This window comes from Pseudoalteromonas sp. BSi20429 (genome assembly GCF_000238895.1).
In the GTDB taxonomy this organism is placed as follows: Bacteria; Pseudomonadota; Gammaproteobacteria; order Enterobacterales; family Alteromonadaceae; genus Pseudoalteromonas; species Pseudoalteromonas arctica.
Window position 1 is genome coordinate 50,194 of record NZ_BADV01000066.1, and the last position, 24,315, is coordinate 74,508.

Sequence of the window (24,315 nt, forward strand, 5' to 3'; positions counted from 1 at the left end):
GCCATAACCAGATTTGTGGCGCTCTTGCACAAATCCGGTTAATGGTTTTGTTATGTAAGGTCACCGTCAAGTCCAAATTTTTCCCTGTTCAAAACTAGCGCTGCCAGCACAGTTACTCCTAACACTGTACCAACAGGGAACATGAAGAGTAACAATGTTGAATATATTATTAGTGCCCAAAAAAGCCACTTAGTTCGATAGTTTAAGCCCACAACGGAAAATGTTAAAAAGCAAAGTGCAACTAAAAATAAGATGAACCCTGTTACTGTAGACAAAGCTGTTGATGACATTTCTTCTTGTGATATTTTAGGTTCATTACTTCCAAACAGCGTTATCTCTTGAAATGAAGAGGACATAATTAAATACGAATCAACAATTCCCCAAAGAGGTGCCCAGAAAAGCAATAATCCCAAAACTGCGAAGTATTTCCCTATAGTTTCCTTGTTCATCATCTCTCCTCACGTAGTTACGTAACGAGCCTGTAGATTAACTCGTTTTTTATTTGTTTTTATTGATAAATAAACCATAGCTGAGTTCCTATTTTGGTTCAATCGATTACTGTGCTTTTACGCAGCATATAATGAAGTGTTTGGTGTTGTTTAAATTGGCGTTTTGGAAGGTATTACTGAAAAATTTAGTGTGGGTACCTTTTTACTCTTTCTAGAATGAGCAGGATTATCTGTGCGTTATTTATTTTGGGCTAAAGCACCGTTAATTGACCAAGATAGTTGGCAGCAAGGAGCCAAAGGAAAGCCCTATAATACCATCATCAGATCATTGGCATTTAAGCGGATACGAATACTATTTAGGTGCTGGAAAGCACACAGCCCTACGATGAATCAACTTACTTAACTGCATTAAAAAGTAAGGGATCACCGCTGTTAAAATTTGCGGTGGAAAGTGAGCTTTAGCGCTTGCTGTCCACCTCAGGGCGTGTTGTTAGTTTTATTTTGTGCTGATTGAAAATAATGAACCGACTCTCCAATCGATATTATCCCCGATTGCTGACGCTGTTTTATGCAATGCTGCGGAAAAATTATCTCCTGAACCACAGATACCACAATTTTGGCACTCACATAGATAAGTTTTGTTCTCTAATTTATAGACATTTAACTCTTTTTCACCACATTGAGGGCAGTAATCAACCGACTCAAAAAATTGTTTCTTTTGCATTTGAAGCGCATCAATAGCCTTTTTCCTTGTTTTCGCTATTAAAGCAAATGCATCTGCATTCAAATCTTTGATATCAGAGTCAAATTTTTCTTTTGCTCTTTCTGCTGCGATCGGTGGTTGAAGTGCTTCTTCAGGGAGATCTTCGAAATAATCAGACCATTCGCCCATATCCATTCATCCTTTTTAATGTACACACTTTGATAATAAACCTAACGCCCGGCTAAGCCGCCGAAACGGAGTAGGTTGTTTTGCGCAGCTTGTTAGTGTTTTATATTTGATCTAACTCGTCTTTCATTTGCTTACGAATGTTGTCGCGTACGAAGATAATCTCTCGACCTTGTTCTTCAGCTTTTATCTGAAGCGGATACAAAATGGTCTGATTTGCCCAAAACTCAGGGCTTGCCATCATTTTCAACATTTCTTGCGCGGTATTAGTAGCTTCGCCTACTTTAGCTGTGAGTTGATCCAGATGATCATCTAAAACTTCTGAAGAAATTAGACGTATGCTATTAGTTTCTGTGGTGAGTTTTAAGTGCTCTTGGTTTAGCTCACCAAATAAACCCATCATGCTCTGGTTAAACTCAGCGATGGCTTCATTTTGGGTTGACTCATCATTAACCAAATAATTTTCCATAAACTTTGAGTAGATTGGGCCAAAACGCTCCATGAGAATCTCATTGCTTTTGGCATGGAATTTATCGAGAAGAGTAAATAATTTAGCAAATTGAATCTTCTTTTCTTCGTACTTGTGTTTTCTTAACTCAATATTAAGGGCGTTATCCTTTTTAAGATCCTCGAGCTCTCTAGTATATTTAATCTGAACTTGCTGCTTCTGGTCTTCTAAGCTTTCAATATCTTCTTTTAACGCTCGATTCTTGCCTTTCTCTTTACCATAGGCAATAAAATATCCTGAAGCTATTCCAAGTAGAAATGATATTAATCCAATTATGTATTCCATTCGATTCTCGATCTCAGATGAACACTAACGCCTCAATGACAGGCAAAATTTGGTTAGCTAAAATACGAGCGGAGCAAGATAGACAGCCGTATTTTATCCTTTTTTATTAACTTGTTAGCGCGTACTTTGCTGAACTTTTGGTTTTTCCCATGCAAGAATGCTTACACAGTAATTTACGCCAACCACCAAATACTCAGTTACCTTTGCATTATCTGCTAATAGAAAACCATTTCTATTCTTTTCTAAGTCGAACCAACCATCAGAATTTATTTCATGAAGCCAACCTGCTTGTAAAGAACAATCAGGCCAAAACTCTAGCAAGTCACCTTCATCTAAAACCCGAAAACCTGCTGGATCTTCAAAAATAATATCGATTTTATCTCCATCGATAGATATTGTGATCTCTAGAAGTTCAACATCAAAATTGAGGTTTATCACCTCAATCGTGTTTGTTGAATTATCAAACTCTATAACTTTAGATTTCACCAAAACCTCAGAGTACCGCTAACAGCTTATTGACAACACTTTGGGGGTTATAACACCCCAAAATGGCGTATATTACATTGTTTAATAATTCCACTAAATAACTTTAATGTAAACAAGTGATTAGGCATGTTATAAAAAGGTCTTTGTTATTTTTCACCAAAACGATTTTTAATGATGTTATCGGACAAAATCAAAACAGCTGGCTCTGTAAGTTAGCTTTATTTATGTAGCTACCTTTTACGAGCATAATTAACAAACGTACGGATACTAAGCGCTAGTTAAGGCTTATTGAGGCTTACTTATACTGGTTTAGCATTGTTATACGCTTTAATAGTTGGCGTTTAGCCTTATCTGGTGGAAAAACTCGATTATAAAACAGAGGAAAAAGTAATAGGAAAATTTTGGCTTTATGTATTTAGCGCGTAATTAGCTAAAGCATTGGTGAGATAAGCGAGCCTTAACATATTAATGATACAGGCTCGCTGGGGTGTTTATAATAAAACGAATGAGTGAGGTGCTTACTTTATATCAAATTTCACGTGGTCAAAGTATGGGTTTTTCTCACGCGCTTTAAGTATACTAATTGTAGTGAGCACAATGAGTTGCAACTCGCTATTTACGCTAACAACTATGCATTCGTCTCTATTAGCATTGCGCTTTGTGTCAGTTGCTACGCCACATACACCATCGCCATTTTTTAATATAAGCTCAATACTTAAACGGTGCATACAGGCAATTTCGATATAGTCGTATTGGTTGCAACTGATCATAATGTCCTCTTTATATGTTATTTAGTCGGTTTAAAAATCATTAAAAAAGCAATAACAACAAGGTTGGCTATATACCAAAGATCTTTAATTACAAACTGCCCTAAGCGCTCCAATAAAGTGGAAGAACTAAATGCACCGGTTGCAGTAATTAAGAATGTTTGGGTCATCATAAATACGCTTAAACACGCTAAGCCACTTACAATAATTAGCTTTTTATTATTTAAAAATAGCCCTAAGCCCAATAACACGGCAAATAATACATCAAACCCGCCAATTACGTTAGACGCGCCTTGTACGCTAAATACCGTGTATAACCACGACATAAACGGTGAGGTTTCTACTAAACTTACAATGCCTTTTGCTTCAAACTCATAAAACTTCATGCCGCCGATCCACAGTAAAACCATAGCAACCGGTATAAAGTTTAAAAGTACGTGTTGTTTGTCGGTAAGTTTGTCTTTATAAAACAAAAACAAATACAAAGGCACTACTGCGAAGTATTTAATTATACCCTGCCCGCTACCAATGATTGGAAAGCCACCAAGTTGCGCCATCCAACGGTTACTGGCAAACAAGGTAAGTAATGCAACTAAACTTATAATTGCTGCAAGTAAAAGTGCTGGTGTAGGTTTCATTAATTTAAGGCGAACGAGCACGGTGGCAAACGCTAAGGCAATCATAAATGAGCCACTAATTAAACCTAACGCAGATACAGACATTAGCGAATCAACGCCATAAAAACTAAACGTAGCCGTTAACGTATTAGGGTTTGCTCCTAACGCAAACGATAAGCCAAGTAACAAAAAGCTACTCGCTAATAAAAAAGTAATCACGTTGTTGGTTAATTTTAAGTTCATTGTATTTCCAAGTATTCGTTGAGGTTTATAAAGACCTTACGAGCCGATAAAACAATTCAAGCTAACTCTTAAAAATATAAGAGTTGATTAAGCACAACGTAAGCTCTCATCGGGTAATGTAATCAATCACTTTAGTTTATAGTTTATTACCTCTTTATTAATAAAATTAAATAAGTCTAATATTCATATGATGTGCGTCATTTTTTTTATTATAAAATGAAGTAGAATAACGTCGCCTTTTCAATACACAGAATGCATGCATTTCTAAAACTTAGGGACATTTTTAATGAAGGGTACTGATATTCGAGTTACCTCTGGACTGATTTCTATAGCCATTGTTTTACTACTTTGGTTTGCTGTACCGCCCCCGCAAGGTGTTACCGAAAACGCATGGCATTTGCTCGCTTTATTTATTGGTACTGTAGTTGCCATTATTGGTAAAGCAATGCCAATCGGCGCCATTGCTATTTTAGCTATTACTTCTGTTGCGTTAACCGGCGTAACTAATGACAGCCCATCGGGCGCTATTAAAGATGCATTAAGTGGCTTTTCTAATTCATTAATTTGGTTGATTGGTATTGCTATTATTATTTCTCGGGGTTTAGCTAAAACTGGTTTGGGAAATCGTATTGGCTATAATTTTATTTCTCTTTTTGGTAAAAAAACAATTGGTATTGGTTACGCACTCGCACTTTCTGAACTTGTTATAGCGCCTGTAACGCCAAGTAATACCGCGCGAGGCGGCGCTATTATTCACCCAATAATGAAGTCGATAGCAACAAGCTTTGGCTCGTCCCCTGAGGAAGGCACATCTCGTAAAATTGGGCACTACCTTGCTTTAGTGAGCTACCATATAAACCCTATTACATCAGCTATGTTTATTACGGCGACTGCGCCAAACCCGCTAATTGTAAAACTGATTGCTGATGCCACCGGTGCAAATATTAGTATTACTTGGGGTACGTGGGCGCTGGCAGCGCTTGTTCCTGGTTTGCTATGTATTGCCCTTGTGCCTTTGGTTGTTTATGCCATTTACCCACCTGAAGTTAAAAGTACACCCGACGCTAAAACCTACGCAGAATCTAAATTAACTGAAATGGGCCCAATGAGTTATGGCGAAAAAATAATGGTGGGTGTTTTTGCTATGCTGCTTGTTTTATGGGCCGGCGTGCCTGCAATGATTTTAGGGGCTGACTACGCAGTTAACACAACCGCAGTGGCTTTTTTGGGTCTGTCGGTTTTATTAGTGACTGGTGTATTAAGCTGGGACGATGTACTTAAAGAAAAGTCTGCGTGGGATACCGTTGTTTGGTTTTCAGCATTAGTAATGATGGCCACTTTTTTAAATAAATTAGGTTTGGTAACGTGGTTTTCAACACTTGTTGAGAGCAACATTGCGCAACTGGGCTTTGACTGGATTGTATCGGCTATTATATTGGTAGCTGTGTATTTTTATGCTCATTACTTTTTTGCCAGTACCACAGCACATATTACTGCTATGTTTGCCGCATTTTACGCCGCAGGTTTAGCGCTTGGCGCTCCGCCTTTATTTTTAGGTTTACTGTTAGCTGGCGCTTCATCACTCATGATGTCGTTAACGCATTACGCAACGGGCACATCTCCCATAGTGTTTGGCTCAGGCTATGTATCATTAAAAGATTGGTGGGTAATGGGTCTTATAATGAGCATTATTAATTTAAGTGTATGGGGAATTGTTGGCGGGCTTTGGTGGAAAGCACTTGGGTATTGGTAGTATTGCCTTTGTTAGCTTGGCTTGCACATTTAATACTGCGCACATATTTTGATTAGTTCTACAAATATAAACATTAAGGCTGTTGCAAGGGAGCACTATGGTTTTTAAATTTATAAAGGCAGTATATTCAGACCGAGACTACTTATTAAGCCTCAGAAAACTGACTATGGTTGAACACTTAAAATGCCGGGTTATTTTTAATACCAATTCGCTTAATTAAGTGATCTATTTTGAGGCTGGAAAAACGTGTTGATAGCTAGGCAAAAAATTCGCTATTTAGTTGTTCTAAATGAGCATTTTTTAACGCAGGTAGCGACACGTTTAGCCCCGCAAAATGATTAAGTATTATTGCGGATTGGTATAACAGATCAACAGCATGTTTTAAGGCTTGATGATCAATATGACTGCTCCCATCTTATAGTTATAAATGAGGTACCAATTGGTACTTTAAAATACCAAACGCACGCTCAACACGTTGAAATAATGCAATTACAAATACATCCATTGCACCAAAATAAAGGGTATGGGAAAGCGGTTATTGAACAAGTTATTACAAGTGCGCAGTCAAAACCGATTAAACTCACCGTGCTTAAAAAAAACCCAGCATTAGGACTTTATAAGCGGCTGGGTTTTACTATAACGGATGAGGATAATTACGAGTACCACATGCAAACGCGAGCTACTCGTAGCTAAAAATTAGTCGCTTTGATCTCTGAAGTCTTTTTTTCTGAAAATAGTTAAATGCCAACCCCAATGCAAAGAGCCTAATCTTAAAAAGATAGTCGTGAAAAATGAGCCTAAAATACACCAAATGTAATCTACATTAAGGCTAAATAAAGCGGCATAAACTGCACCACCCGCTAAACACGCAGAGGCGTAAGGTTCGCTGCGCATAACAGTTGGCACCTCACGGCAAATTACGTCGCGTATTAAACCACCAAATATACCTGTAGTAATGCCCATGGTAATTGCGACCACCATGCCAGAGCCATTAATGAGTGCTTTTTCTATCCCCATAATATTAAATAGCGCCATACCAACAGCGTCTACCAATAAAAAGTAGTAGTTATTAACGCGCGGTAAGTATCGAATAAATGCAATTGTTGCTATAACGGCCCCATAGGTCGAATATAAATACTCTGGGGTAGCAATCCAAAATACCGGTTTGTTTAAAAGTATATCTCTGAGGGTACCGCCCCCTAGTGCTGTAACGGTTGCAACCACTACTACGCCAAAGCCACTAATGTTTTTTTCATACCCAAGCAATGCCCCTGCAACAGCAAAAAATGCGACACCGAGTAACCCTAGTACCATAAAGTATTCAGCAGTCATGGTAATTCCTTTTTAAAGTTTATTAGGAGTTGTATCAACTTACGTGCCAAAAAACATCCCTTAAAATTTGAATTAACTTTAAAAAATACATTTAAAAACAACGCTATAATTTACACTGAATGCAGTTTCAGGTTAGGTTTTATAAAAGGTAATATTTGAGAAGGTAATTATTTTAAAAGTAGGTATTTTTTACACGTTGTTTATAAGTAGGCCCATAAATTAAGCTGGCGCTATTTATACACTCAAAGTAAGCAAGATAGCCTACAAAAATTGACTCAAAGATTAATAGGCTAATACCTATCCAACTTGCAGAATTAATATATTCAAAAATAAAGAAAATACAAACTATTACCCAAAAGCAGTTGGCTATAGCTAATACTTTAATGGCTAATAAGCTTCTTGTTCTTTTAAATGCTAATAAAAGTGCGCATATACCATAAAGTATATTAGCTGCTGTAATAAATTGAAGTGCATGTAAAGGTAAAGAATAAATTTCGTAGAACCAAGATTGAAAACTAAACAAAGTTAAACCAGCAAGTAAACCTGCTATACCGTCAAGGTAGAGTATGTCTAATTTTTTATGTGTAATCACTTTTAATACCCTTCAACTTTTTAACTGGGCTGCCTTTTTAAGCGCCCACCAACCAATTACTAAGCTCATTAATATACGTACAGGAAAGTAAATAATAGCTGGTAGGCCAAATAACCAATTGGCAAAGCCTTGTGGCATTACATAAAATGCGACCCGCTTCACCCAAAATATAAACTCAACATACTGCGCTAAAAAGTCATTAAGCGATAAGCTTAGTAGCGCTAATTCATTACTTATTAGAACCCATAAGACATATAAACCAAGCAGACCATCACCCATACTACCAATATAAGATGAGTAGCCTATAAATAATAAAAAACTGCGCATGGTAAGTCCTTCTTAGCTATACCAACAAGTTAAAATACAAACTAGCTAATCCAAAAAATATTAAAAATGGCTTTGTTAATTGCACCCTTTAGACGTTTTAACTAATTGAATATTATTAACACTTGCGTGTACTCCACAGTAAAACATGTAGTTAGAGCAATGATAGTTTTCATCCATAATATTCAAACCATTCTCATCAAATTCTAGCTCAAACTTACAGTTAATATCGTATTCGGGCTCTTGTTCTTCAAACACCAATTTTTTACCCTTTAGTATTAAAGGTAATGGTTCTGTCGTCCCTTCTAACGGAGCTGTGATAGTACAAATATGAAAGTTAAAGCCCCAGATAAAACCTTCTGTAAAATATTTATCGTCTTTTTTAAATATATTTATATAGCTCGTTTTTAATTTAAAGCGCTCATTACTTTCGCTACCATCGTCGTTGAGCATAGGGATAGCGCTAGTTATTTTGTCTGTTCTTGAATAGCATCCTTCAAATGAGCCTGCATGTGAATATCCACTAAAGACCGCACTTGCTAGCATAAAAGCTGTTTTAATCATCACTCGCTCCTTGCTGTAATGTTAAGTTCGCTCAAAAAAACGCCCTGTATCGTCTGTCATTTTTACTGGTAAACCGTTACCAACCATAAAGTGATAAAAACGTAAATCATCAATCAAGTCAGGGGCTGATATTTCTATGTCTCGGTAGGTCGCATCTCTAAATTTAAACCTTAAGGTATGCTCAAATCGCTTCGTTTGACAATAAAGTACTTCTTCTAGCTCAGACACCTTTATATTTATACCAAGTAATTTAAATTCACCATTGGCAATATCAATAGCTTGTGATTGCTTATTATTTGTAGATAGCCATTCAATAACCACTCCTAAAGAAGATAATCCAAACAAATATAAAAACTGATGCAATAAAGGTTTTTCGTTAATTACTTCCATGTAAAATAGCAAAATGACAATAAATAATGCTGATAAAGCCAAACTATAGACTATTTTAAATCCGGGTAGTTTTTTTTGCCTAGGCAAAGCTGCCATAATTAATATCCTGATTAATCTACATAACTCACTTTTGTTCCCGCTAAATGATCATGTAAACATCGTTTATCTTTTCCAAATATAAATAATGGATTAACAAAACCAGCTATAAACTGACCTACCGAAGGGACAAGTGATAATAGTTGCATACAAAGCATGCGTTTAAAGTAAATTGTAGTAAAGCTTGCTTGTGTACCATCTAAATTTTCAATACGGATAGACATTAAAGATTTACCAATTGTTTGTCCGCGTTGGTACATAAGGTAACCATGAAGCACTAACGTGCTTAATATGCCATAACCTAGCAAACCTGCAGATAAAGTAAGTGTTGGTTGGCTTAAACTACCAAACCCTACGAGCATGAATACAGGTATAAAACAAACAACACCTAAAACGCCATCAACAATAGCAGCCACTAGCCTATCTGAGCGCGTTGCTTTTTCTCCTGCTACTTTTGATACAATATTTTCAGATGGGCTCTGTGCTTCTCGCGTTTTAATTAAGTCGTCTATTTCTTTTGCTCGTTCTGGGTAGGCTTCGCGATCTATAGCTCTCGCTGATGAGTAAAGCTCATCTAAAGTGTAGGTAGAAAAATCTATTTCAGAGTCCATGAAAGCTAAGTCCGTATCTTCTTTTTATCGTAATTTAACATAATTAATTTATGTTATTCAATTATTTATGTGTTTTTAATAACATACCATAACGTGTTGGCGTTTTTACAATTCGATCCGCAAGCATGCTGGTATGTCCTGCTAAATCTAGCGCATCAGCAGGCTCTTTTATATTCATTATACCTATCAGCTTAATTAAGTGAGCTATTTTGAGATAAGAAAATCGTGTCGATAACAAGGCAAAAATTTCGCTATTTAGTTGTTCTATATCAGAAATTTTTAACACAGTTAGCGTCAGGTTTAAGCCTTTAAATTGATCAAGTACTATTGCTGATTGGTATTATACGGCCATTAAAAAACATGTCCCCTTGGTCAGGTTTAACCACATCATAAAGCATTTTCATTAATGTGCTTTTACCAGCCCTACTTTCCCCTTTAGATTTAAATAGTAAAAGCATTCGCTTCACCGTGCCTTATTTTTAAGGCTACTCCGTTATTACCTATACCTCGACAATTTAACCCAACAGCCCTTAACTGACCAAGCGGTCAACAATGGCATAGTAACTGCAATAAGCTAATTAAAGATTAAAAAGTATTTTTGTTACCCGTGCGCAAACAACAAGAAAAAACATACGCCAAGCCTTTATGTATCAGGGCTTTATAAAAATTAAGGGGGTCTGTGTGATTCAATTTTTATTAAATAACACGCCAATTGAAGTACAAGAATGTTCGCCAAGTCTCACCATTTTGGACTGGCTACGCACCAAAAAAGGGAAAGTGGGCACCAAAGAAGGGTGTGCAACTGGCGACTGTGGCGCGTGCACAATTTTAGTAGGTGAAGAGCGTATAAATGCAAACGGGCAAGCTAGTTGGCAATACAAAACAATGAACAGCTGTTTATTGTTATTAGGGAATGCGCATGCAAAACATATAGTAACGGTAGAGGCTGTGACTACTGGCTTATACCCAAACTTAACCGATTTACACCCCGTACAACGTGCACTGGTGGAGTGTCATGGTTCGCAATGTGGTTTTTGTACGCCTGGTATAATAATGAGCTTGTTGGCTCTTTATATTAATGAACCAACGTACCCTGGTAAAAAAGCGGTTATTCATGCACTTGGTGGTAACTTATGCCGTTGTACAGGTTATAGCCCAATATTACTTGCAGCCGAAAAAGCCTATAGCTATGAACGTAAAGCTGAACCGTACTCAGCAATGGCCGCCCAATTTAAAGCATCACTTAATACGCAATATGATGACGATATTCCATTTTTAAAAAATGGTCCTCGCAAATTTTACTTACCACAAACTGCCCAACAACTTGTTGAGCTAAAAGCGCTTTATCCTTATGCACATTTAGTTGCTGGTGGCACCGACTTTGCCATTGAGCTTAGCCAAAACATGCTCTTACCGGATGTAATTATCTCCCTTAGCCAAGTAAAGGATCTTTGCACCTTGGCAGATAATAACGGTGAGTTACACATAGGTGCAGCGCTACCTTATAGCCAATTTGTTGAGGCATTTTATAACCATTACCCAGAGTCAAAAGAGCTATTTGAACGCTTAGGATCAAGCCAAGTACGTAACAGCGGCACACTAGGTGGCAGCATAGGGAATGCCTCTCCGATTGGCGATCCCGCTCCACTTTTAATCGCTCTTAATGCATCAATGGATTTATTAAGCAGCGCTGGTTCGCGCACTATTAAAGTTGCCGACTACTTTATTGATTACAAAAAAACAGTTCTTAAAAGCGATGAAGTAATTAGTAAGTTCACCATCCCAAAGCGCCCAGAGTCGCTAAAACTGGCCTGTCATAAAATATCAAAACGCTTTGAAGACGATATATCTACCGTGTGTTTGGTGCTTGCTATAGAGCATTCACAAAACATGATTACTCAAGCCCGCTGCGCTATGGGCGGTATGGCAGCTATTCCTAAGCGCGCGCAGCATCTTGAGCAAAAGCTGGTATCTCAATCATTACAAGTAAGTAGTTTTATAGACGCAGCAACGGCTATTAACGATGACTTTACGCCCATGAGCGATGTAAGAAGCAGTGCGCGTTATCGCACCACGGTAAGTAAAAACTTATTACAACGCATTGGTATTGAGTTTTGTGAGCCGCAAGCACGCAACAATAACAACATTGCCATTACGAGGATCTCACATGCGTCACTTTGAAATGGATAACCTAAAAGCGCAAGGTGGTAGCGTTGGACAGTCTAAATATCACGAAAGCGCTATTAAACAAGTTTGTGGCAGTGCAAATTTTGCCGACGATAATCCTGAGTCTTACGGTTGCCTGCATGCATACCCAGTGCTCGCCCCTATTACAAGCGGCTTTATTAAATCAATAGATACCAGTCTCGCACTGGCAGTTAAAGGCGTTAAACGTATTTTATCGGCCGAAGATGTTCCGGGTAAATTAGATATTGGCCCGGTATTTCCTGGTGATGTATTACTCACTAGTCATGAAATTCAATACCACGGGCAACCTGTATTAATTGTCGTTGCCGACAGCTACGCCATAGCACGCCGCGCAGCGCGTTTAGTGGTTATAGAGTGCGAGCAAACCACACCCATACTTGATATTAAAGAAGCCATTAGCAAAGAGCATTGGGTGAGGCCGCCCCATTCACTTAACCGTGGTAACAGCGAACAAGCCATTAATAACGCAGCCCACCAGCTTAAAGGCGAAATAAACATAGGCGGGCAAGAACACTTTTATTTAGAAGGTCAAATAGCGCTGGCGCAACCTGATAACGACGGGGGGATACATGTTCAGTGTTCTACGCAACACCCTACTGAGGTTCAACACTTAGTTGCTAAAATTTTAAAAAAGCCATTTAGCTTTGTAAACGTAGAAACCCGCCGTATGGGCGGTGCTTTTGGCGGCAAAGAAACCCAAGGCGCACCATGGGCATGCCTTGCAGCTCTTGCGGTTTACCACCTTGGTTGCGCAGTAAAAATGCGCCTAGCCCGTAGCGACGATTTTAAATTAACCGGTAAGCGCCACCCTTTTTATAATCAATACCATGTTGGTTTTGACGAAAATGGTTTAATAGAAGGTGCCGACATTACCGTAAATGGGTTTTGTGGCTACTCGCCAGATTTATCTGATGCAATTGTAGACCGTGCCATGTTTCATGCCGATAACGCCTACTACTACCCAGCCGCCACAATCAAGGGTAATCGCTGTAAAGTAAATACCGTAAGCCATACCGCATTTAGAGGATTTGGTGGCCCGCAAGGAATGATTATGGGCGAGCTAATAATGGACGATATAGCCGCCAAATTAGGTAAAGATCCGCTTGAGATCCGAAAACTCAATTTATATAAAAAAGGCCGCGATACCACGCCGTACCATCAAACCGTAGAGCAACATATTTTAAAAGATATGATTGCTCAGCTTGAGGAGTCGGGTGACTACTGGGCACGTAAAGAGGCTATTAAAGCATTTAACGTATCGTCACCTATTATCAAAAAAGGCCTTGCGATGACGCCGGTTAAATACGGTATCTCGTTTACGGTACAACATTTAAACCAAGCTGGTGCATTAGTACATGTATATAGCGATGGTTCGATACATTTAAACCACGGCGGCACCGAAATGGGCCAAGGGCTCAACACCAAAATTGCGCAAATTGTGGCCCATGGCTTTGGGGTTGATTTTAACGCGGTAAGTATTAGTGCTACGCGTACCGACAAGGTACCAAACACTTCACCAACAGCGGCCTCAAGCGGTACCGACTTAAACGGTATGGCAGCCCTTAATGCAGTAAACACAATAAAAGAGCGCTTAATAAACTTTATTATCGAGCACTTTGAAGTAAACAGCCAAAGTATTACATTTAAAGATAACCTCATTACTTTTAGTAAAGGGGAAATTAGCTTTAGCGAACTTGCAAATCTCGCTTACATGAATCGTATATCGCTTTCATCAACGGGTTATTACGCTACGCCTAAAATTCACTACGATAGAGCCAAAGGTGAAGGCCGCCCATTTTTTTACTACGCTCACGGCGTAGCACTCAGCGAAGTAGAAGTAGATACGCTAACTGGCGAAAACACGGTAACCCGCGTTGACATACTGCACGATGTAGGCAGCTCAATTAACCCAGCACTTGATATAGGCCAAATTGAAGGCGCCTTTGTACAAGGTATGGGCTGGCTAACAACCGAAGACTTACAATGGAATGATAAAGGCCAGCTTGCAAGCTTTGGCCCAGCCAACTACAAAATACCAGCCATTGGCGATACACCTGCCGAATTTAACGTCAATCTTTATAACTCAGCAAATCCAGAAACCACCGTGTTTAGATCAAAAGCCGTAGGCGAGCCGCCATTTATGCTGGCCTTTAGTGTATGGAGCGCTATTCGTAATGCCATAAGTAGTGTGGCTGATTACAAATACACCGCCCCATTGGATACACCCGCAACCCCAGAGCGAGTATTGAGTGCAATTGAGCAAACCGCTAGTTGGTTTAAGGAGCATCAACATGACTAATTTAAATGAGTCGTTTCAGGGTTTTCATACTCAAAACTGGGCGCAGGCTATAAACGAGCACGAACAAAGCGGCACTAATTATGTAATTGCCACGGTACTTGGCACAAATGGCTCAACCCCTCGCGGCACAGGCTCAAAAATGGTAATAAGCGGCGAGCATATTTACGACACCCTTGGCGGTGGCCACCTTGAATACGTAGTAATAGAAAAAGCCCGCGAACTACTTGCCAAAGGCGAAGCCGCCCAAGTAATAGAGCAATTTAACCTAGGTGCAAATTTAGGCCAGTGCTGCGGCGGGGCTGCCACAGTTATGCTTGAATGCATGCAATGCGAGCGCTTTACTTTAGATATTTACGGCGCAGGCCACGTAGCACAGGCGCTTATTGGTATATTGGCACAACTACCTATGCGCATACGCTGGATAGATAGCCGCGCAGATGTATTCCCACAGGCTATTCCAAATAACGTAGTAAAAGTGATTGATGAAGAGCCAACAGAACAAGTAAAGCGTGCGCCTAAAGCTAACAACTACTTAATATTGACCCATAACCACCAGCTCGACTTTGCACTCACCCAAGCCATTATTAAACGCGCTGATGCCAATTGGCTGGGCGTTATTGGCTCTGACACTAAAGCAAAACGTTTTAAACAACGCCTAGCCCATCGCGATTTTACAGCCGATCAAATACAACAAATGACCTGCCCTGTTGGGCTTAAAAATATTACGGGCAAATTACCAATGGAAGTGGCTATTTCGATTAGTGGACAGCTAATTGCCCTTTATCAGGCTATGCAAACCCAAGCGCCAAAACGCCAAGGCTTGCAGTGGCGCACACTAAAAAATGCCTTAATTAGCACCACGCAGGAGGAAGTAGGCGCATGAGTAGCTTACAAATAAATACGCTAAATGATGCACAAGCAAAACAAGCACTTGAGCATTGCTGCTCGGCCCCTAACTGGGTGGCAGCCATGGTAAAAGCAATGCCATTTAAAAGTGCTCAACAGCTGTTTGAATGCGCAAAAAGCATATGGGATAGCCTTGGCGAGAGCGACTATTTAGCTGCCTTTGAAGGCCATCCGCAAATAGGTGACTTATCAACCCTTAGCAAAAAATACGCTGCTACCGCACAAAAAGCGGGGCATGAGCAATCGGGTATGAGCAAAGCAAACGAAGCCGTACTTACCAAAATGATCGTTCTTAATAAAGAGTACCTGAGCAAGTTTGGCTTTATTTTTATAGTGTGCGCCACCGGTAAAACGGCCGAACAAATGCTTGAACTCATAGAGCAGCGCATACACAACACCCGCAGTACAGAGCTTAATATAGCCGCGGGCGAACAAGCCAAAATAACAAAAATAAGATTGGAGTCACTGCTATGAATAAAAGTATGAACAAAAGCCCTATAACCACCCATATACTCGATACCAGCACCGGAGAACCAGCAGCAAACGTTGCTGTTAAGCTATTTAAACTTACAAATAACGAATGGGTACAACTAACCCAAGGCACAACCGATACCGATGGGCGAATTACCGACTGGCTAAATACAGAAGTAGAATTTGCAACCTATAAGCTAGTATTTGATTTAGATAGTTATTACCAAAACCAACCTATCCCTGCGTTTTACCCAGAAGCGCAAATAACGTTTAGATTACAAGATACTAAACATCATCATATCCCATTGTTGCTTAGCCCATTTGGCTACTCTACATACAGAGGTAGCTAACTATGAGCACGCAAAACAATAATAACTTAACAGTAGTTTGTGCCGATATACTCGACTTTGTTGACGACCCGGCCATTGCTGGCGAAAGCGCCCATCGTTTTTTTGAAAAGGGCGCATTAGTTATCAAGCACGGCAAAGTAGTTAAACTTGGTTACGAGCAAGACATATTACCTACGCTTGATAAATCAGCGCGTGTTATCCGCCACGATGGCAAACTGGTTATGCCTGGTATGATTGACACCCACATACACTTACCACAAACCGAAATGGTGGGGGCGTACGGCGAGCAACTGCTAAGTTGGCTAACCGAGTATGCGTTTCCGACAGAGAAAAAATTTACGTGTAAGCATTATTCAAAAGAGATCTCTAATCGCTTTTTAGACGAGCTGCTGCGCAATGGCACAACCACCGCCCTTGTATTTGGTACTGTGCACCCGCAATCGGTTGATGCGTTTTTTAAAGAATCACAAAAACGCAATTTACGCATGATTGCCGGTAAAGTAATGATGGACCGTAACTGTCCTGACGACTTATCTGATTGCGCGAAAACAAGCTATGACGAATCCAAAGCCCTAATAGAGAAATGGCACAATGTTGACAGGCTAAGCTACGCAGTTACACCGCGTTTTGCCCCCACATCAACCCCTGAGCAATTACAAAAATGCACTCAGTTACTTGAAGAATACCCAGACACCTACCTGCACACTCATCTATCTGAAAACAAAGACGAGTGCGAATGGGTTAAAGGGTTATTTCCAGAAGCTGAAGATTACCTTGGCGTGTACGAGCAAGCAAAAATGGTACGCAAACGCTCGGTATTTGCCCATAGCATTCATTTATCTGAGCGCGAGCTTTGCTGCCTTGCCGATAACAATGCGGCTATATCGCACTGCCCTACCTCAAACCTATTTTTAGGCTCTGGCTTATTAAATTTAAAAGCCTGTGAAGAGCACGGCATAAACGTAGGCATGGGTACCGATGTAGGCGCAGGAACAAGCTTTTCTATGCTACAAACAGGTAACGAAGCTTATAAAATCCAACAGTTACAAGGTCAAAAGTTTTCAGCATTTAAGGGGCTGTATTTAGCAACACTCGGCGGTGCTAGAGCGCTCGATTTAGAAGGGACAATTGGTAATTTTGAAGCCGGCTGTGAAGCCGATTTTATTGTAATGGATTGTTCGGCAACTTCGTTTTTAAAATTTAGAATACAACATGCCAAAACCCTACATGAAAAACTATTTGCAATGATGATGTTAGGCGACGACCGCTGCGTTGAGCAAACCTACATTATGGGTAAAAGTGTGTATAAGCGCGATGATAACAATCAATTTTCAGACACCCGCTCACCGGTATTAGAAGAGGCTTAACTGTTATGGAAAACTATTTATTTGAGCTTGCTCATTTAGTACTGCGTTACTTTCATGTTATTGCTGGTATAGCCTGGATTGGCGCTTCATTTTATTTTGCATGGCTTGATAACAACCTACAAACACCACCGCAGTGGAAAATCGATAAAGGCATAAAAGGCGATTTATGGGCCGTGCATGGCGGTGGCTTTTACGAAGTAGCTAAGTATCAAAATGGCCCTGAACAAATGCCTCACACCCTGCATTGGTTTAAGTGGGAAGCCTACACAACGTGGATCACCGGTATATTACTATTTAGCTTACTTTATTATGTTGGCGCCGATGTGTATTTAATTGATAACAGTAAAAGTGAGCTAAGTAAATTTGCAGCTATTGGCGCATCCCTTGGTTTTATTGGCTTAGGCTATGGTGTTTATCGTTTATTGTGTAAAACCCCACTGGTTGAAAACGGCAAAGTGTTTATTGCTGTAGTTATTGGTTTATTAGCTCTGTGGACTTTTGGGGTTGATCAACTATTTAGCGACCGCGCTGTGTATATTCATGTAGGTGCACTTATTGGCACGTGTATGGTGGGTAATGTATATCACATTATTATGCCAGGGCAGCGCTACATGGTGAGTGAAGTAGAAGCTGGTAGAATCCCTGATTCAGCGCCAGGTTTAAAGGCAAAGCTGTGTTCTATTCATAATAACTACGCCACATTACCTGTAGTATTTATTATGCTTAGCAATCACTTTCCTTACACGTATAGCCACAATTTTGGCTGGCTTATTTTAATTGCGCTGTTTGGTATTGGTATGTGGATACGCCATTACTTTAACTTAAAACATCAAGGCGTTAATAAACCTTCAGTACTTATAAGTGGTATCGCAGCATTTTTTGCCCTTATGCTAGCAATAGCACCTTGGCCCAGCAGTACAACAAATGCAGACGAAAACGCGCCTTTACAAGCAAGTATTACCGACGCACAAGCGTGGGATATAATCAGCAAACACTGTACGCAGTGCCACAGCGAGACACCCACCTCTGAGCTTTTTCAAACAGCGCCACTTGGCTTTAAACTCGACTCAATTGAACAGGTGAAAAAGTCGCAAGTACTTGTGCATACTCGCGCCGTAATAACTAAAGACATGCCACTGGCTAATATGACAAAAATGACAGACACAGAGCGCGAAGCGCTAGGCTCTTGGCTCGCAGCGCTTAAAAAGGAGCAATAAAATGAGCGATCAATTTAAAAACTACCCGCGCGATTTAATTGGTTATGGCCCAGATGTACCTCATGCAAACTGGCCTAATAAAGCACGTATTGCCGTGCAAGTGGTATTAAATTACGAAGAAGGCGGCGAAAACTGCGTATTACATGGTGATGCAGCCGCTGAAACGTTTTTATCAGAAATAGTCAGTGCTCCCCATGTAGAAGACCGCCATATCAGCATGGAGTCTATTTACGAATATGGCTCGCGCGCGGGCGTGTGGAGGTTACTGCGTTTATTTAAAAAATACGATATACCGGTCACCATTTTTGCAGTGGCGATGGCCCTTGAGCGCCACCCCGATGTAGCTAAAGCCTTTGTTGAAGCAGGCCATGAGATTGCAAGCCATGGCCTGCGCTGGATTAATTATCAAAATATAGATAAGCAAACCGAGCGCGAGCATATGCAACAAGCCATTGAGATTATTCAAACGCTTACGGGTAAAAAGCCCAAAGGCTGGTATACCGGCCGAACTAGCCCAAATACCGCAGCACTTGTAGTTGAAAATGGTAATTTTTTATATGATTCCGACGATTACAGCGACGACCTACCTTTTTACAGTATTAAAGAAGGTAAGCCACAGCTTATTGTGCCCTACACGCTTGATGTAAACGACATGCGCTTTGCTGCCGTGCAGGGTTTTAACGCAGGCGATCAGTTTTATAATTATTTAAAAGATGCCTTTGATACGCTATACGAGGAAGGCGATCCAGAAGGTGAAAACACCCCTAAAATGATGTCGATAGGTTTGCATTGTCGCTTAATTGGCAGACCAGGAAGAATAAAAGCATTAGCACGGTTTTTAGAATATGCTCGCTCGCATGAGCAAGTATGGTTTGCCACGCGTGAGCAAATAGCCGAGCACTGGCTTAAAACCCACCCGTATAAAAAAGCATAGTTTATATTTTTTAAAACATAAAAAAGCCCAGCAAAGCTGGGCTTAAATTACTTTAGGAGTAGTGAAATTTATTCAAAAGAAACGGTGATGATATTCGAACACACATTTTCTGTTACACATAATTGGTAATCGTACGATGGTAATGTAGCTCCACGCACGTAATCACGGTAGCGACCATTATCTGCAGTGGTATCAACTAACTCACCATTACGGTAAACGCTTAATGACTCTGCACCAACTTCTTCCCAGCTAAGTTCTACACGCATCGTACCTAGGCGTGTTTTGTTAGCGCGTTTTAAGTTCAGTTCAAGGGTCACGTCACTTACAACAACGGCTTGGGTAAATGTATCTGTATTACCTTCACTGTCAGTAACAGTTAGTTCTACATCGTAACTACCCGATTGCGCATATGCATGCACAGGGCTTGAATCTGTTGATGTAGCGCCATCGCCAAAGCTCCAGCTCCATTGTGTAATGTCGTTATTGGCATCATTGCTTGTATCTACAAACGAGGCTGTTAAACCTTGCGTATCAACAGTAAAGCCTGCACGTGGCGGTTGTGCACTTACTTCGCCTATAGCGCTAAGCGTAAGTGACCAGCCATTAATTGTACCTGTATCAGCGGCTGCAGTATCTTCTACATGAAGAGTCCAGTCACCATTTGCTACTTCGCCATTGAATGCACTAGACGTGAAGCTCTTAACAATATCATCGTTACTACCACCAACATTGCTTTGCAATGTTACCTCTGTACCTTGTGCAGATATTAGTTTTACAACTAAGTCACCAGAGTAAGTATGAGTAATATCAACATCGGCGGTTGTGCCAAATACGGTTAAATCATCAGAAACATTAATTACTGAGCTAATCCCCTGTGGAGAATTATCTGGAATTGCTACGCTACCAGTACTGCTGTAGGTAAAGTCATTTAACCCTAATGGTTGTATCATTAATTCAACCGATTGCTGTTTAACAATATCACCCGCAGTGGCCGTTACGGTAAACTCGTAATCTCCCCACTGAGTATCAGTATCGGTTTCAACATTTAGTATCACGTCATCACCAGGGCGCGCTGTAAGCGATGATAAATAAGCACCACCTAATGTTGTTGATAATTCAAGCGTTACTTCCTCATCCCACTCGGCAATTGAGCCAATTGTAAATGTATAGCTTGTAGCCTCTCCAGCTATAATTTGTTGGGTAAGCGGGCTAGCTGATATTTTAAAACCAGGAGTTGGATCCGCATCAATAAGTGCTTGGTTAACATTAAGTCGCGTACCGGCTACCGTTTTCCCCTGCAGTGCAGCATTAGCATCGCCCGAGCTCATTAATAAATCTTTAAGTTCTTGAGTAGATAACTCTGGATTAATAGATAAAACTAGCGCAGCTGCGCCAGCAACATGCGGTGTTGCCATTGACGTACCAGAATACGATGCATAACTTTCACCCGGTGTAGTAGATAAAATAGCAGTACCTGGTGCGCCCATATCAACACTGGTTAAGCCCCAATGAGAGAACCACGAAATATCATCAGTTTGGTTAGTACTTGCAACCGATAGAACACTCGCATTTTCGTAGTTTGATGGATAATGTGGGTTTACATCGTTATCAATAGTGTCGTTACCTGCTGCAGCTACAAACAGTAGCTCCGCAGCTTCACTTGATTCGATTGCATCAGCCAGCGCTTGGCTATAGCCACCGCCACCCCAACTATTATTTAATACGCGGATGTTAACACCAGAGTTTTTTAGGCCAACCATGTAATCAATACACTTGATTGCATCTGATGTTGATCCATTACCTGCTGCATCTAAAAACTTACAACCAACAAGTGATACTTCATGATTTACACCCACTACACCCACAGAGTTATTACCACTCGCACCTATAGTTCCAGACACGTGCGTTCCGTGACCTTCATCATCCATAGGATCGCCACTATTGGTAATCGCATTGATACCATGAATATCATCGATAAAGCCATTACCGTCATTATCAATACCATCGCCTGCGATTTCAGAGGTATTTACCCACATATTGCTCGCTAAATCGCTATGGCTATAATCAATACCTGTATCGATTACACCAACAACTACATCACGACTACCAGTAGAAATAGTCCACGCTTCTACAGCATCAATATCAGCGTCTGCCGTACCACCGGTCTGACCTTCATTATTTAGGCCCCAAAGCTCATCAAAACGAGGGTCGTTAGGTGCGCTCGCAATACTTACTCGGTAATCTGGCTCAACATATTCAATAGCTTGATGAGACTTTAAGCGCTCAATAGCTTCTTTAGTGCTCATGCCAGACACTTTAAATTTAGCAAGGCGACCTGAGAATAATGATGTGAAGTTATCATCAACTTCATCATTATTTAAATCTGTAATTTTTGCTTTAACCAAGCTTCGTGCTTGTTTACGCATTTGGGGTGTTGCATTTTTTTTATATTTAACAATAACAGAGTCACTGCTTGCAGCTGCTTGTGGAAGAGCTCCTGCATCAGGTAATTTAGCCGAAGCCAAACAAGGTAGTAAAGCAAGCGTAATAATAGATAATTTTGTTTTCATTGTTCTATCCATAGTTGGGTTAGCTTAGAAGCACTAAGCGGGTTTGTTCACTATTTCAAGTACAAGGGATCACGTGGCAAGTTATAAGCAAACTAGTAAATACGATATTTGACAAGTTAAAAAGTTAAAAAGAATTAAAAATCATAAATTTTGACCAGTTTGGCTATAAAAAAAACACTAAACACAGTCATTTTAATGAACTGCCCCATTACAACCTTACCCATTATAGGGTCAAACTTTTTTACTACTTTTGCTTACTATTACATTAAAACCCACCAGTTACACACATAAACCGATGATAATAAAAGGTTAATTATTTGGTAAAAAATGATGATTTAAGAAAATGAAATAGGGGAATACAGTTAATGGGTGATTATGAATTTGAGCTTAAACTTTGTTAGTTCAATATTTATGACAAATTAAAACTTAATTATTTATAGTCACATATTACGCTTCACCTACTTCTAAAGTTACGCAAGCGGATCACAAAAAATATATCGGCACGGCATGCTGAAACAACAAATACCTTATTAAAACCTATAACATTTAGGGTATTTGATTTTAATATTTCAAGGAGAAAATAATGAAGTTGAATAAATCACTTTTAAGTTGTGCTGTTGCAATAGCAATGGGTACCAGCTTTGCCTCATATGCAGATACCGACAACAAATCAGCATCAAACTCAGAACTTAGTACAAAAATATCTATACTTAGCACCGCTAATTCAATGACATTGGCGCAATCGCAAAATAATAACACCGCGATTTTAATGCAAGAGGGAGATAGTAATACTATTGAGGTTTCGACTACTGGAAACGAGAACACAACAGAAGTTACTCAATTACAATCAGGTAATTATGTTGGCGTAACAACAATTGGTAACAACAACGAGCAAGTATATGCCCAAGATGGCGTTGCCAACGGTGTAATTACCGAAGTTACTGGTAATAATAATTACCTAAATGTTTTGCAAAGTGGCCAAGGCTTTTTTGTAAACAACGAAGCTGTCAACATGATTGTTGGTGACGACAATATCGTTGATGTAGAGCAAGGCACTGGTGGTCATTGGTTTTACAACTTAGATATGAAAGGTAATGGCAACGAAATCAGTTCATTACAAACAGGTGAGTGGCATGAAGCTGAATTAACCTCTGTAATGGGCGATCAGAATAGTCTGAGTCTTGAGCAAAACGGTTACTGGAATACCTTCAAAGTGAGTTCTTTACAAGGCAACGATAACGAGCTTGATATTGAACAAGACGGCGATCGTAATACTGTTACCTTCACTGATATTTTAGGCGATGCAAATGAGCTTTCAATTGAACAAGAAGGCAATACTAACGCAGTAACATTTGTAGCTGTATTAGGCGATGAAAACGAAATTGATTTAGACCAAGAAGGTTCTTTAAATACTATCGAATCAAACTTATTCGAAGGTCAAAACAACGAAGTTACAGTAACTCAGGTTGATTTAAGCAACTCAACAACTGTTGATATTATTGGTGACGATAATGAATTAACGGCTACACAAGTTGGCTTATTAAATGATGCTTACATGGGCGTTTTAGGTACCGATAACGAATTTATGATTAACCAAGTAGGTGAATCAAATTCAGCACACGTTGTTAACTTTAATGGGTCTGAAAATGACGTTAACGTTATTCAGTCCGGCCAAGAAAACACTGCTGTTGTTGAGTCTTCATATCCTGATATATCTCTAACATCAAACGACAACGATATCGATATTATGCAAAATGGTTCTCAAAACGAAGCCATGGTTACACTTGCAGGTATTTTAGATAGCAACATGAACCAAATTGACCTAGCTCAAACAGGTGAAATGAACGTAGTTGATATGATGGTTGAAGGTAATGGCCACAGCATTGATATTTCACAAACTGGCGAAGGTAACTGGGTAGTAGGAATGGAGCAACCTGCATTTTTAGTAGGTGGCGAAAACGTTTCGTTTAGCGTAACTCAAATGGGTAACGATAACATTGTTGAAGGCGCCGTAATTGGTTTCAACAGCACTGTTTCAGTGACCCAAATTGGTGACGGTAACGTGACTTCTATTACTCAAATGTAAT

General features: G+C 39.9%; 24 protein-coding genes. 11 read left to right on the forward strand and 13 right to left on the reverse strand.

The features are described 5' to 3' along the window. Window positions 1-50: 50 nt before the first annotated feature. The 6 genes from P20429_RS19680 to P20429_RS07415 form a co-directional block, all read right to left on the reverse strand. Entirely contained in the window at window positions 51-449 is a 399-nt protein-coding gene (locus tag P20429_RS19680) for a hypothetical protein (protein WP_033026913.1), read from the reverse strand. Window positions 450-945: 496 nt separating this feature from the next. Then, on the reverse strand, window positions 946-1,341 hold the full coding sequence (locus P20429_RS07430; RefSeq protein ID WP_007584359.1) for a hypothetical protein: 396 nt from the start codon (window positions 1,339-1,341) through the stop codon (window positions 946-948). A 100-nt stretch (window positions 1,342-1,441) separates the two neighbouring features. Beyond that, window positions 1,442-2,131, reverse strand: coding sequence for a hypothetical protein (locus P20429_RS19685; protein WP_033026917.1), 690 nt, complete (start codon window positions 2,129-2,131; stop codon window positions 1,442-1,444). 114 nt (window positions 2,132-2,245) lie between these two features. Then, window positions 2,246-2,617, reverse strand: a complete 372-nt coding sequence (locus P20429_RS07425; RefSeq protein ID WP_007584363.1) for a hypothetical protein — start codon at window positions 2,615-2,617, stop codon at window positions 2,246-2,248. A gap of 518 nt (window positions 2,618-3,135) precedes the next feature. After that, the gene (locus tag P20429_RS07420) at window positions 3,136-3,387 is read right to left on the reverse strand and encodes a Rho-binding antiterminator (protein WP_007584365.1); all 252 of its coding nucleotides are present in this window, start codon (window positions 3,385-3,387) and stop codon (window positions 3,136-3,138) included. Window positions 3,388-3,404: 17 nt separating this feature from the next. After that, window positions 3,405-4,244, reverse strand: coding sequence for a DUF417 family protein (locus P20429_RS07415; RefSeq protein WP_007584366.1), 840 nt, complete (start codon window positions 4,242-4,244; stop codon window positions 3,405-3,407). 286 nt (window positions 4,245-4,530) lie between these two features. Here P20429_RS07415 and P20429_RS07410 point away from each other — a divergent pair, with 286 nt between their 5' ends. Both P20429_RS07410 and P20429_RS19690 read left to right on the forward strand, forming a co-directional pair. Continuing rightward, window positions 4,531-5,997 (forward strand): DASS family sodium-coupled anion symporter, encoded by a 1,467-nt coding sequence (locus P20429_RS07410; protein WP_007584367.1) that lies wholly within the window; start codon window positions 4,531-4,533, stop codon window positions 5,995-5,997. A gap of 348 nt (window positions 5,998-6,345) precedes the next feature. Then, a complete protein-coding gene (locus P20429_RS19690; protein WP_033026919.1) occupies window positions 6,346-6,690 on the forward strand; it encodes an N-acetyltransferase in 345 nt (114 codons plus the stop codon). Window positions 6,691-6,693: 3 nt separating this feature from the next. Here P20429_RS19690 and P20429_RS07405 read toward each other — a convergent pair whose 3' ends face one another. The 6 genes from P20429_RS07405 to P20429_RS07380 all read right to left on the reverse strand — a co-directional run bounded on the left by P20429_RS07405 (window position 6,694) and on the right by P20429_RS07380 (window position 9,906). Further along, window positions 6,694-7,329, reverse strand: a complete 636-nt coding sequence (locus P20429_RS07405; protein ID WP_004334621.1) for a trimeric intracellular cation channel family protein — start codon at window positions 7,327-7,329, stop codon at window positions 6,694-6,696. Window positions 7,330-7,501: 172 nt separating this feature from the next. Then, window positions 7,502-7,921, reverse strand: a complete 420-nt coding sequence (locus P20429_RS07400; protein WP_004334618.1) for a hypothetical protein — start codon at window positions 7,919-7,921, stop codon at window positions 7,502-7,504. Between the two features lie 12 nt (window positions 7,922-7,933). After that, window positions 7,934-8,248 (reverse strand): hypothetical protein, encoded by a 315-nt coding sequence (locus P20429_RS07395; RefSeq protein ID WP_007584370.1) that lies wholly within the window; start codon window positions 8,246-8,248, stop codon window positions 7,934-7,936. A gap of 75 nt (window positions 8,249-8,323) precedes the next feature. Continuing rightward, complete coding sequence (locus tag P20429_RS07390; RefSeq protein WP_007584378.1) at window positions 8,324-8,809, reverse strand: hypothetical protein; 486 nt, start codon at window positions 8,807-8,809, stop codon at window positions 8,324-8,326. Between the two features lie 21 nt (window positions 8,810-8,830). Then, the gene (locus P20429_RS07385) at window positions 8,831-9,295 is read right to left on the reverse strand and encodes a hypothetical protein (protein ID WP_007584380.1); all 465 of its coding nucleotides are present in this window, start codon (window positions 9,293-9,295) and stop codon (window positions 8,831-8,833) included. Between the two features lie 14 nt (window positions 9,296-9,309). Beyond that, on the reverse strand, window positions 9,310-9,906 hold the full coding sequence (locus P20429_RS07380) for an RDD family protein (RefSeq protein WP_007584382.1): 597 nt from the start codon (window positions 9,904-9,906) through the stop codon (window positions 9,310-9,312). 681 nt (window positions 9,907-10,587) lie between these two features. Between P20429_RS07380 and xdhA the strand changes: the two genes are divergently transcribed. Genes xdhA through puuE form a run of 8 tightly spaced genes read left to right on the forward strand, consistent with a single transcriptional unit; the run spans window position 10,588 to window position 19,658 of the window. Continuing rightward, complete coding sequence (gene xdhA / locus P20429_RS07370; RefSeq protein WP_007584389.1) at window positions 10,588-12,087, forward strand: xanthine dehydrogenase small subunit; 1,500 nt, start codon at window positions 10,588-10,590, stop codon at window positions 12,085-12,087. Then, entirely contained in the window at window positions 12,074-14,413 is a 2,340-nt protein-coding gene (xdhB, locus tag P20429_RS07365) for a xanthine dehydrogenase molybdopterin binding subunit (RefSeq protein WP_007584391.1), read from the forward strand. Before xdhA ends, xdhB begins: the two co-directional genes overlap by 14 nt. Continuing rightward, the gene (gene xdhC / locus P20429_RS07360) at window positions 14,406-15,296 is read left to right on the forward strand and encodes a xanthine dehydrogenase accessory protein XdhC (RefSeq protein WP_007584393.1); all 891 of its coding nucleotides are present in this window, start codon (window positions 14,406-14,408) and stop codon (window positions 15,294-15,296) included. The genes xdhB and xdhC overlap by 8 nt, the downstream gene beginning before the upstream one ends. Beyond that, complete coding sequence (gene uraD / locus P20429_RS07355; protein ID WP_007584395.1) at window positions 15,293-15,793, forward strand: 2-oxo-4-hydroxy-4-carboxy-5-ureidoimidazoline decarboxylase; 501 nt, start codon at window positions 15,293-15,295, stop codon at window positions 15,791-15,793. Before xdhC ends, uraD begins: the two co-directional genes overlap by 4 nt. Continuing rightward, the gene (gene uraH, locus P20429_RS07350) at window positions 15,790-16,140 is read left to right on the forward strand and encodes a hydroxyisourate hydrolase (RefSeq protein WP_007584397.1); all 351 of its coding nucleotides are present in this window, start codon (window positions 15,790-15,792) and stop codon (window positions 16,138-16,140) included. The genes uraD and uraH overlap by 4 nt, the downstream gene beginning before the upstream one ends. A 2-nt stretch (window positions 16,141-16,142) precedes the next feature. Continuing rightward, window positions 16,143-17,507, forward strand: coding sequence for a guanine deaminase (gene guaD / locus P20429_RS07345; RefSeq protein WP_007584399.1), 1,365 nt, complete (start codon window positions 16,143-16,145; stop codon window positions 17,505-17,507). Window positions 17,508-17,512: 5 nt separating this feature from the next. Next, window positions 17,513-18,724: a urate hydroxylase PuuD gene (locus tag P20429_RS07340; RefSeq protein WP_007584401.1), complete on the forward strand. Its 1,212-nt coding sequence runs from the start codon at window positions 17,513-17,515 to the stop codon at window positions 18,722-18,724. A 1-nt stretch (window position 18,725) separates the two neighbouring features. Then, entirely contained in the window at window positions 18,726-19,658 is a 933-nt protein-coding gene (gene puuE, locus P20429_RS07335; protein ID WP_007584403.1) for an allantoinase PuuE, read from the forward strand. A gap of 68 nt (window positions 19,659-19,726) precedes the next feature. On the opposite strand, the gene P20429_RS07330 is transcribed toward puuE, so the two are convergent. After that, a complete protein-coding gene (locus tag P20429_RS07330) occupies window positions 19,727-22,228 on the reverse strand; it encodes a S8 family serine peptidase (protein WP_007584405.1) in 2,502 nt (833 codons plus the stop codon). Window positions 22,229-22,811: 583 nt separating this feature from the next. Between P20429_RS07330 and P20429_RS07325 the strand changes: the two genes are divergently transcribed. After that, entirely contained in the window at window positions 22,812-24,314 is a 1,503-nt protein-coding gene (locus tag P20429_RS07325; protein ID WP_007584406.1) for a curlin, read from the forward strand. Window position 24,315 lies beyond the last annotated feature (1 nt).

What these genes read in the sequence shown, in the direction of transcription:
- P20429_RS19685 (WP_033026917.1), bottom strand. Translation starts at nt 2,131, where the DNA reads ATGGAATACATAATTGGATTAATATCATTTCTACTTGGAATAGCTTCA.
- xdhB (WP_007584391.1), top strand. Translation starts at nt 12,074, where the DNA reads ATGCGTCACTTTGAAATGGATAACCTAAAAGCGCAAGGTGGTAGCGTT.
- P20429_RS07420 (WP_007584365.1), bottom strand. Translation starts at nt 3,387, where the DNA reads ATGATCAGTTGCAACCAATACGACTATATCGAAATTGCCTGTATGCAC.
- uraD (WP_007584395.1), top strand. Translation starts at nt 15,293, where the DNA reads ATGAGTAGCTTACAAATAAATACGCTAAATGATGCACAAGCAAAACAA.
- P20429_RS07405 (WP_004334621.1), bottom strand. Translation starts at nt 7,329, where the DNA reads ATGACTGCTGAATACTTTATGGTACTAGGGTTACTCGGTGTCGCATTT.
- P20429_RS07395 (WP_007584370.1), bottom strand. Translation starts at nt 8,248, where the DNA reads ATGCGCAGTTTTTTATTATTTATAGGCTACTCATCTTATATTGGTAGT.
- P20429_RS19680 (WP_033026913.1), bottom strand. Translation starts at nt 449, where the DNA reads ATGAACAAGGAAACTATAGGGAAATACTTCGCAGTTTTGGGATTATTG.
- P20429_RS07380 (WP_007584382.1), bottom strand. Translation starts at nt 9,906, where the DNA reads ATGGACTCTGAAATAGATTTTTCTACCTACACTTTAGATGAGCTTTAC.
- P20429_RS07430 (WP_007584359.1), bottom strand. Translation starts at nt 1,341, where the DNA reads ATGGGCGAATGGTCTGATTATTTCGAAGATCTCCCTGAAGAAGCACTT.
- P20429_RS07330 (WP_007584405.1), bottom strand. Translation starts at nt 22,228, where the DNA reads ATGAAAACAAAATTATCTATTATTACGCTTGCTTTACTACCTTGTTTG.
- xdhC (WP_007584393.1), top strand. Translation starts at nt 14,406, where the DNA reads ATGACTAATTTAAATGAGTCGTTTCAGGGTTTTCATACTCAAAACTGG.
- P20429_RS07415 (WP_007584366.1), bottom strand. Translation starts at nt 4,244, where the DNA reads ATGAACTTAAAATTAACCAACAACGTGATTACTTTTTTATTAGCGAGT.
- P20429_RS07340 (WP_007584401.1), top strand. Translation starts at nt 17,513, where the DNA reads ATGGAAAACTATTTATTTGAGCTTGCTCATTTAGTACTGCGTTACTTT.
- P20429_RS07390 (WP_007584378.1), bottom strand. Translation starts at nt 8,809, where the DNA reads ATGATTAAAACAGCTTTTATGCTAGCAAGTGCGGTCTTTAGTGGATAT.
- P20429_RS07410 (WP_007584367.1), top strand. Translation starts at nt 4,531, where the DNA reads ATGAAGGGTACTGATATTCGAGTTACCTCTGGACTGATTTCTATAGCC.
- guaD (WP_007584399.1), top strand. Translation starts at nt 16,143, where the DNA reads ATGAGCACGCAAAACAATAATAACTTAACAGTAGTTTGTGCCGATATA.
- uraH (WP_007584397.1), top strand. Translation starts at nt 15,790, where the DNA reads ATGAATAAAAGTATGAACAAAAGCCCTATAACCACCCATATACTCGAT.
- puuE (WP_007584403.1), top strand. Translation starts at nt 18,726, where the DNA reads ATGAGCGATCAATTTAAAAACTACCCGCGCGATTTAATTGGTTATGGC.
- P20429_RS07385 (WP_007584380.1), bottom strand. Translation starts at nt 9,295, where the DNA reads ATGGCAGCTTTGCCTAGGCAAAAAAAACTACCCGGATTTAAAATAGTC.
- P20429_RS07325 (WP_007584406.1), top strand. Translation starts at nt 22,812, where the DNA reads ATGAAGTTGAATAAATCACTTTTAAGTTGTGCTGTTGCAATAGCAATG.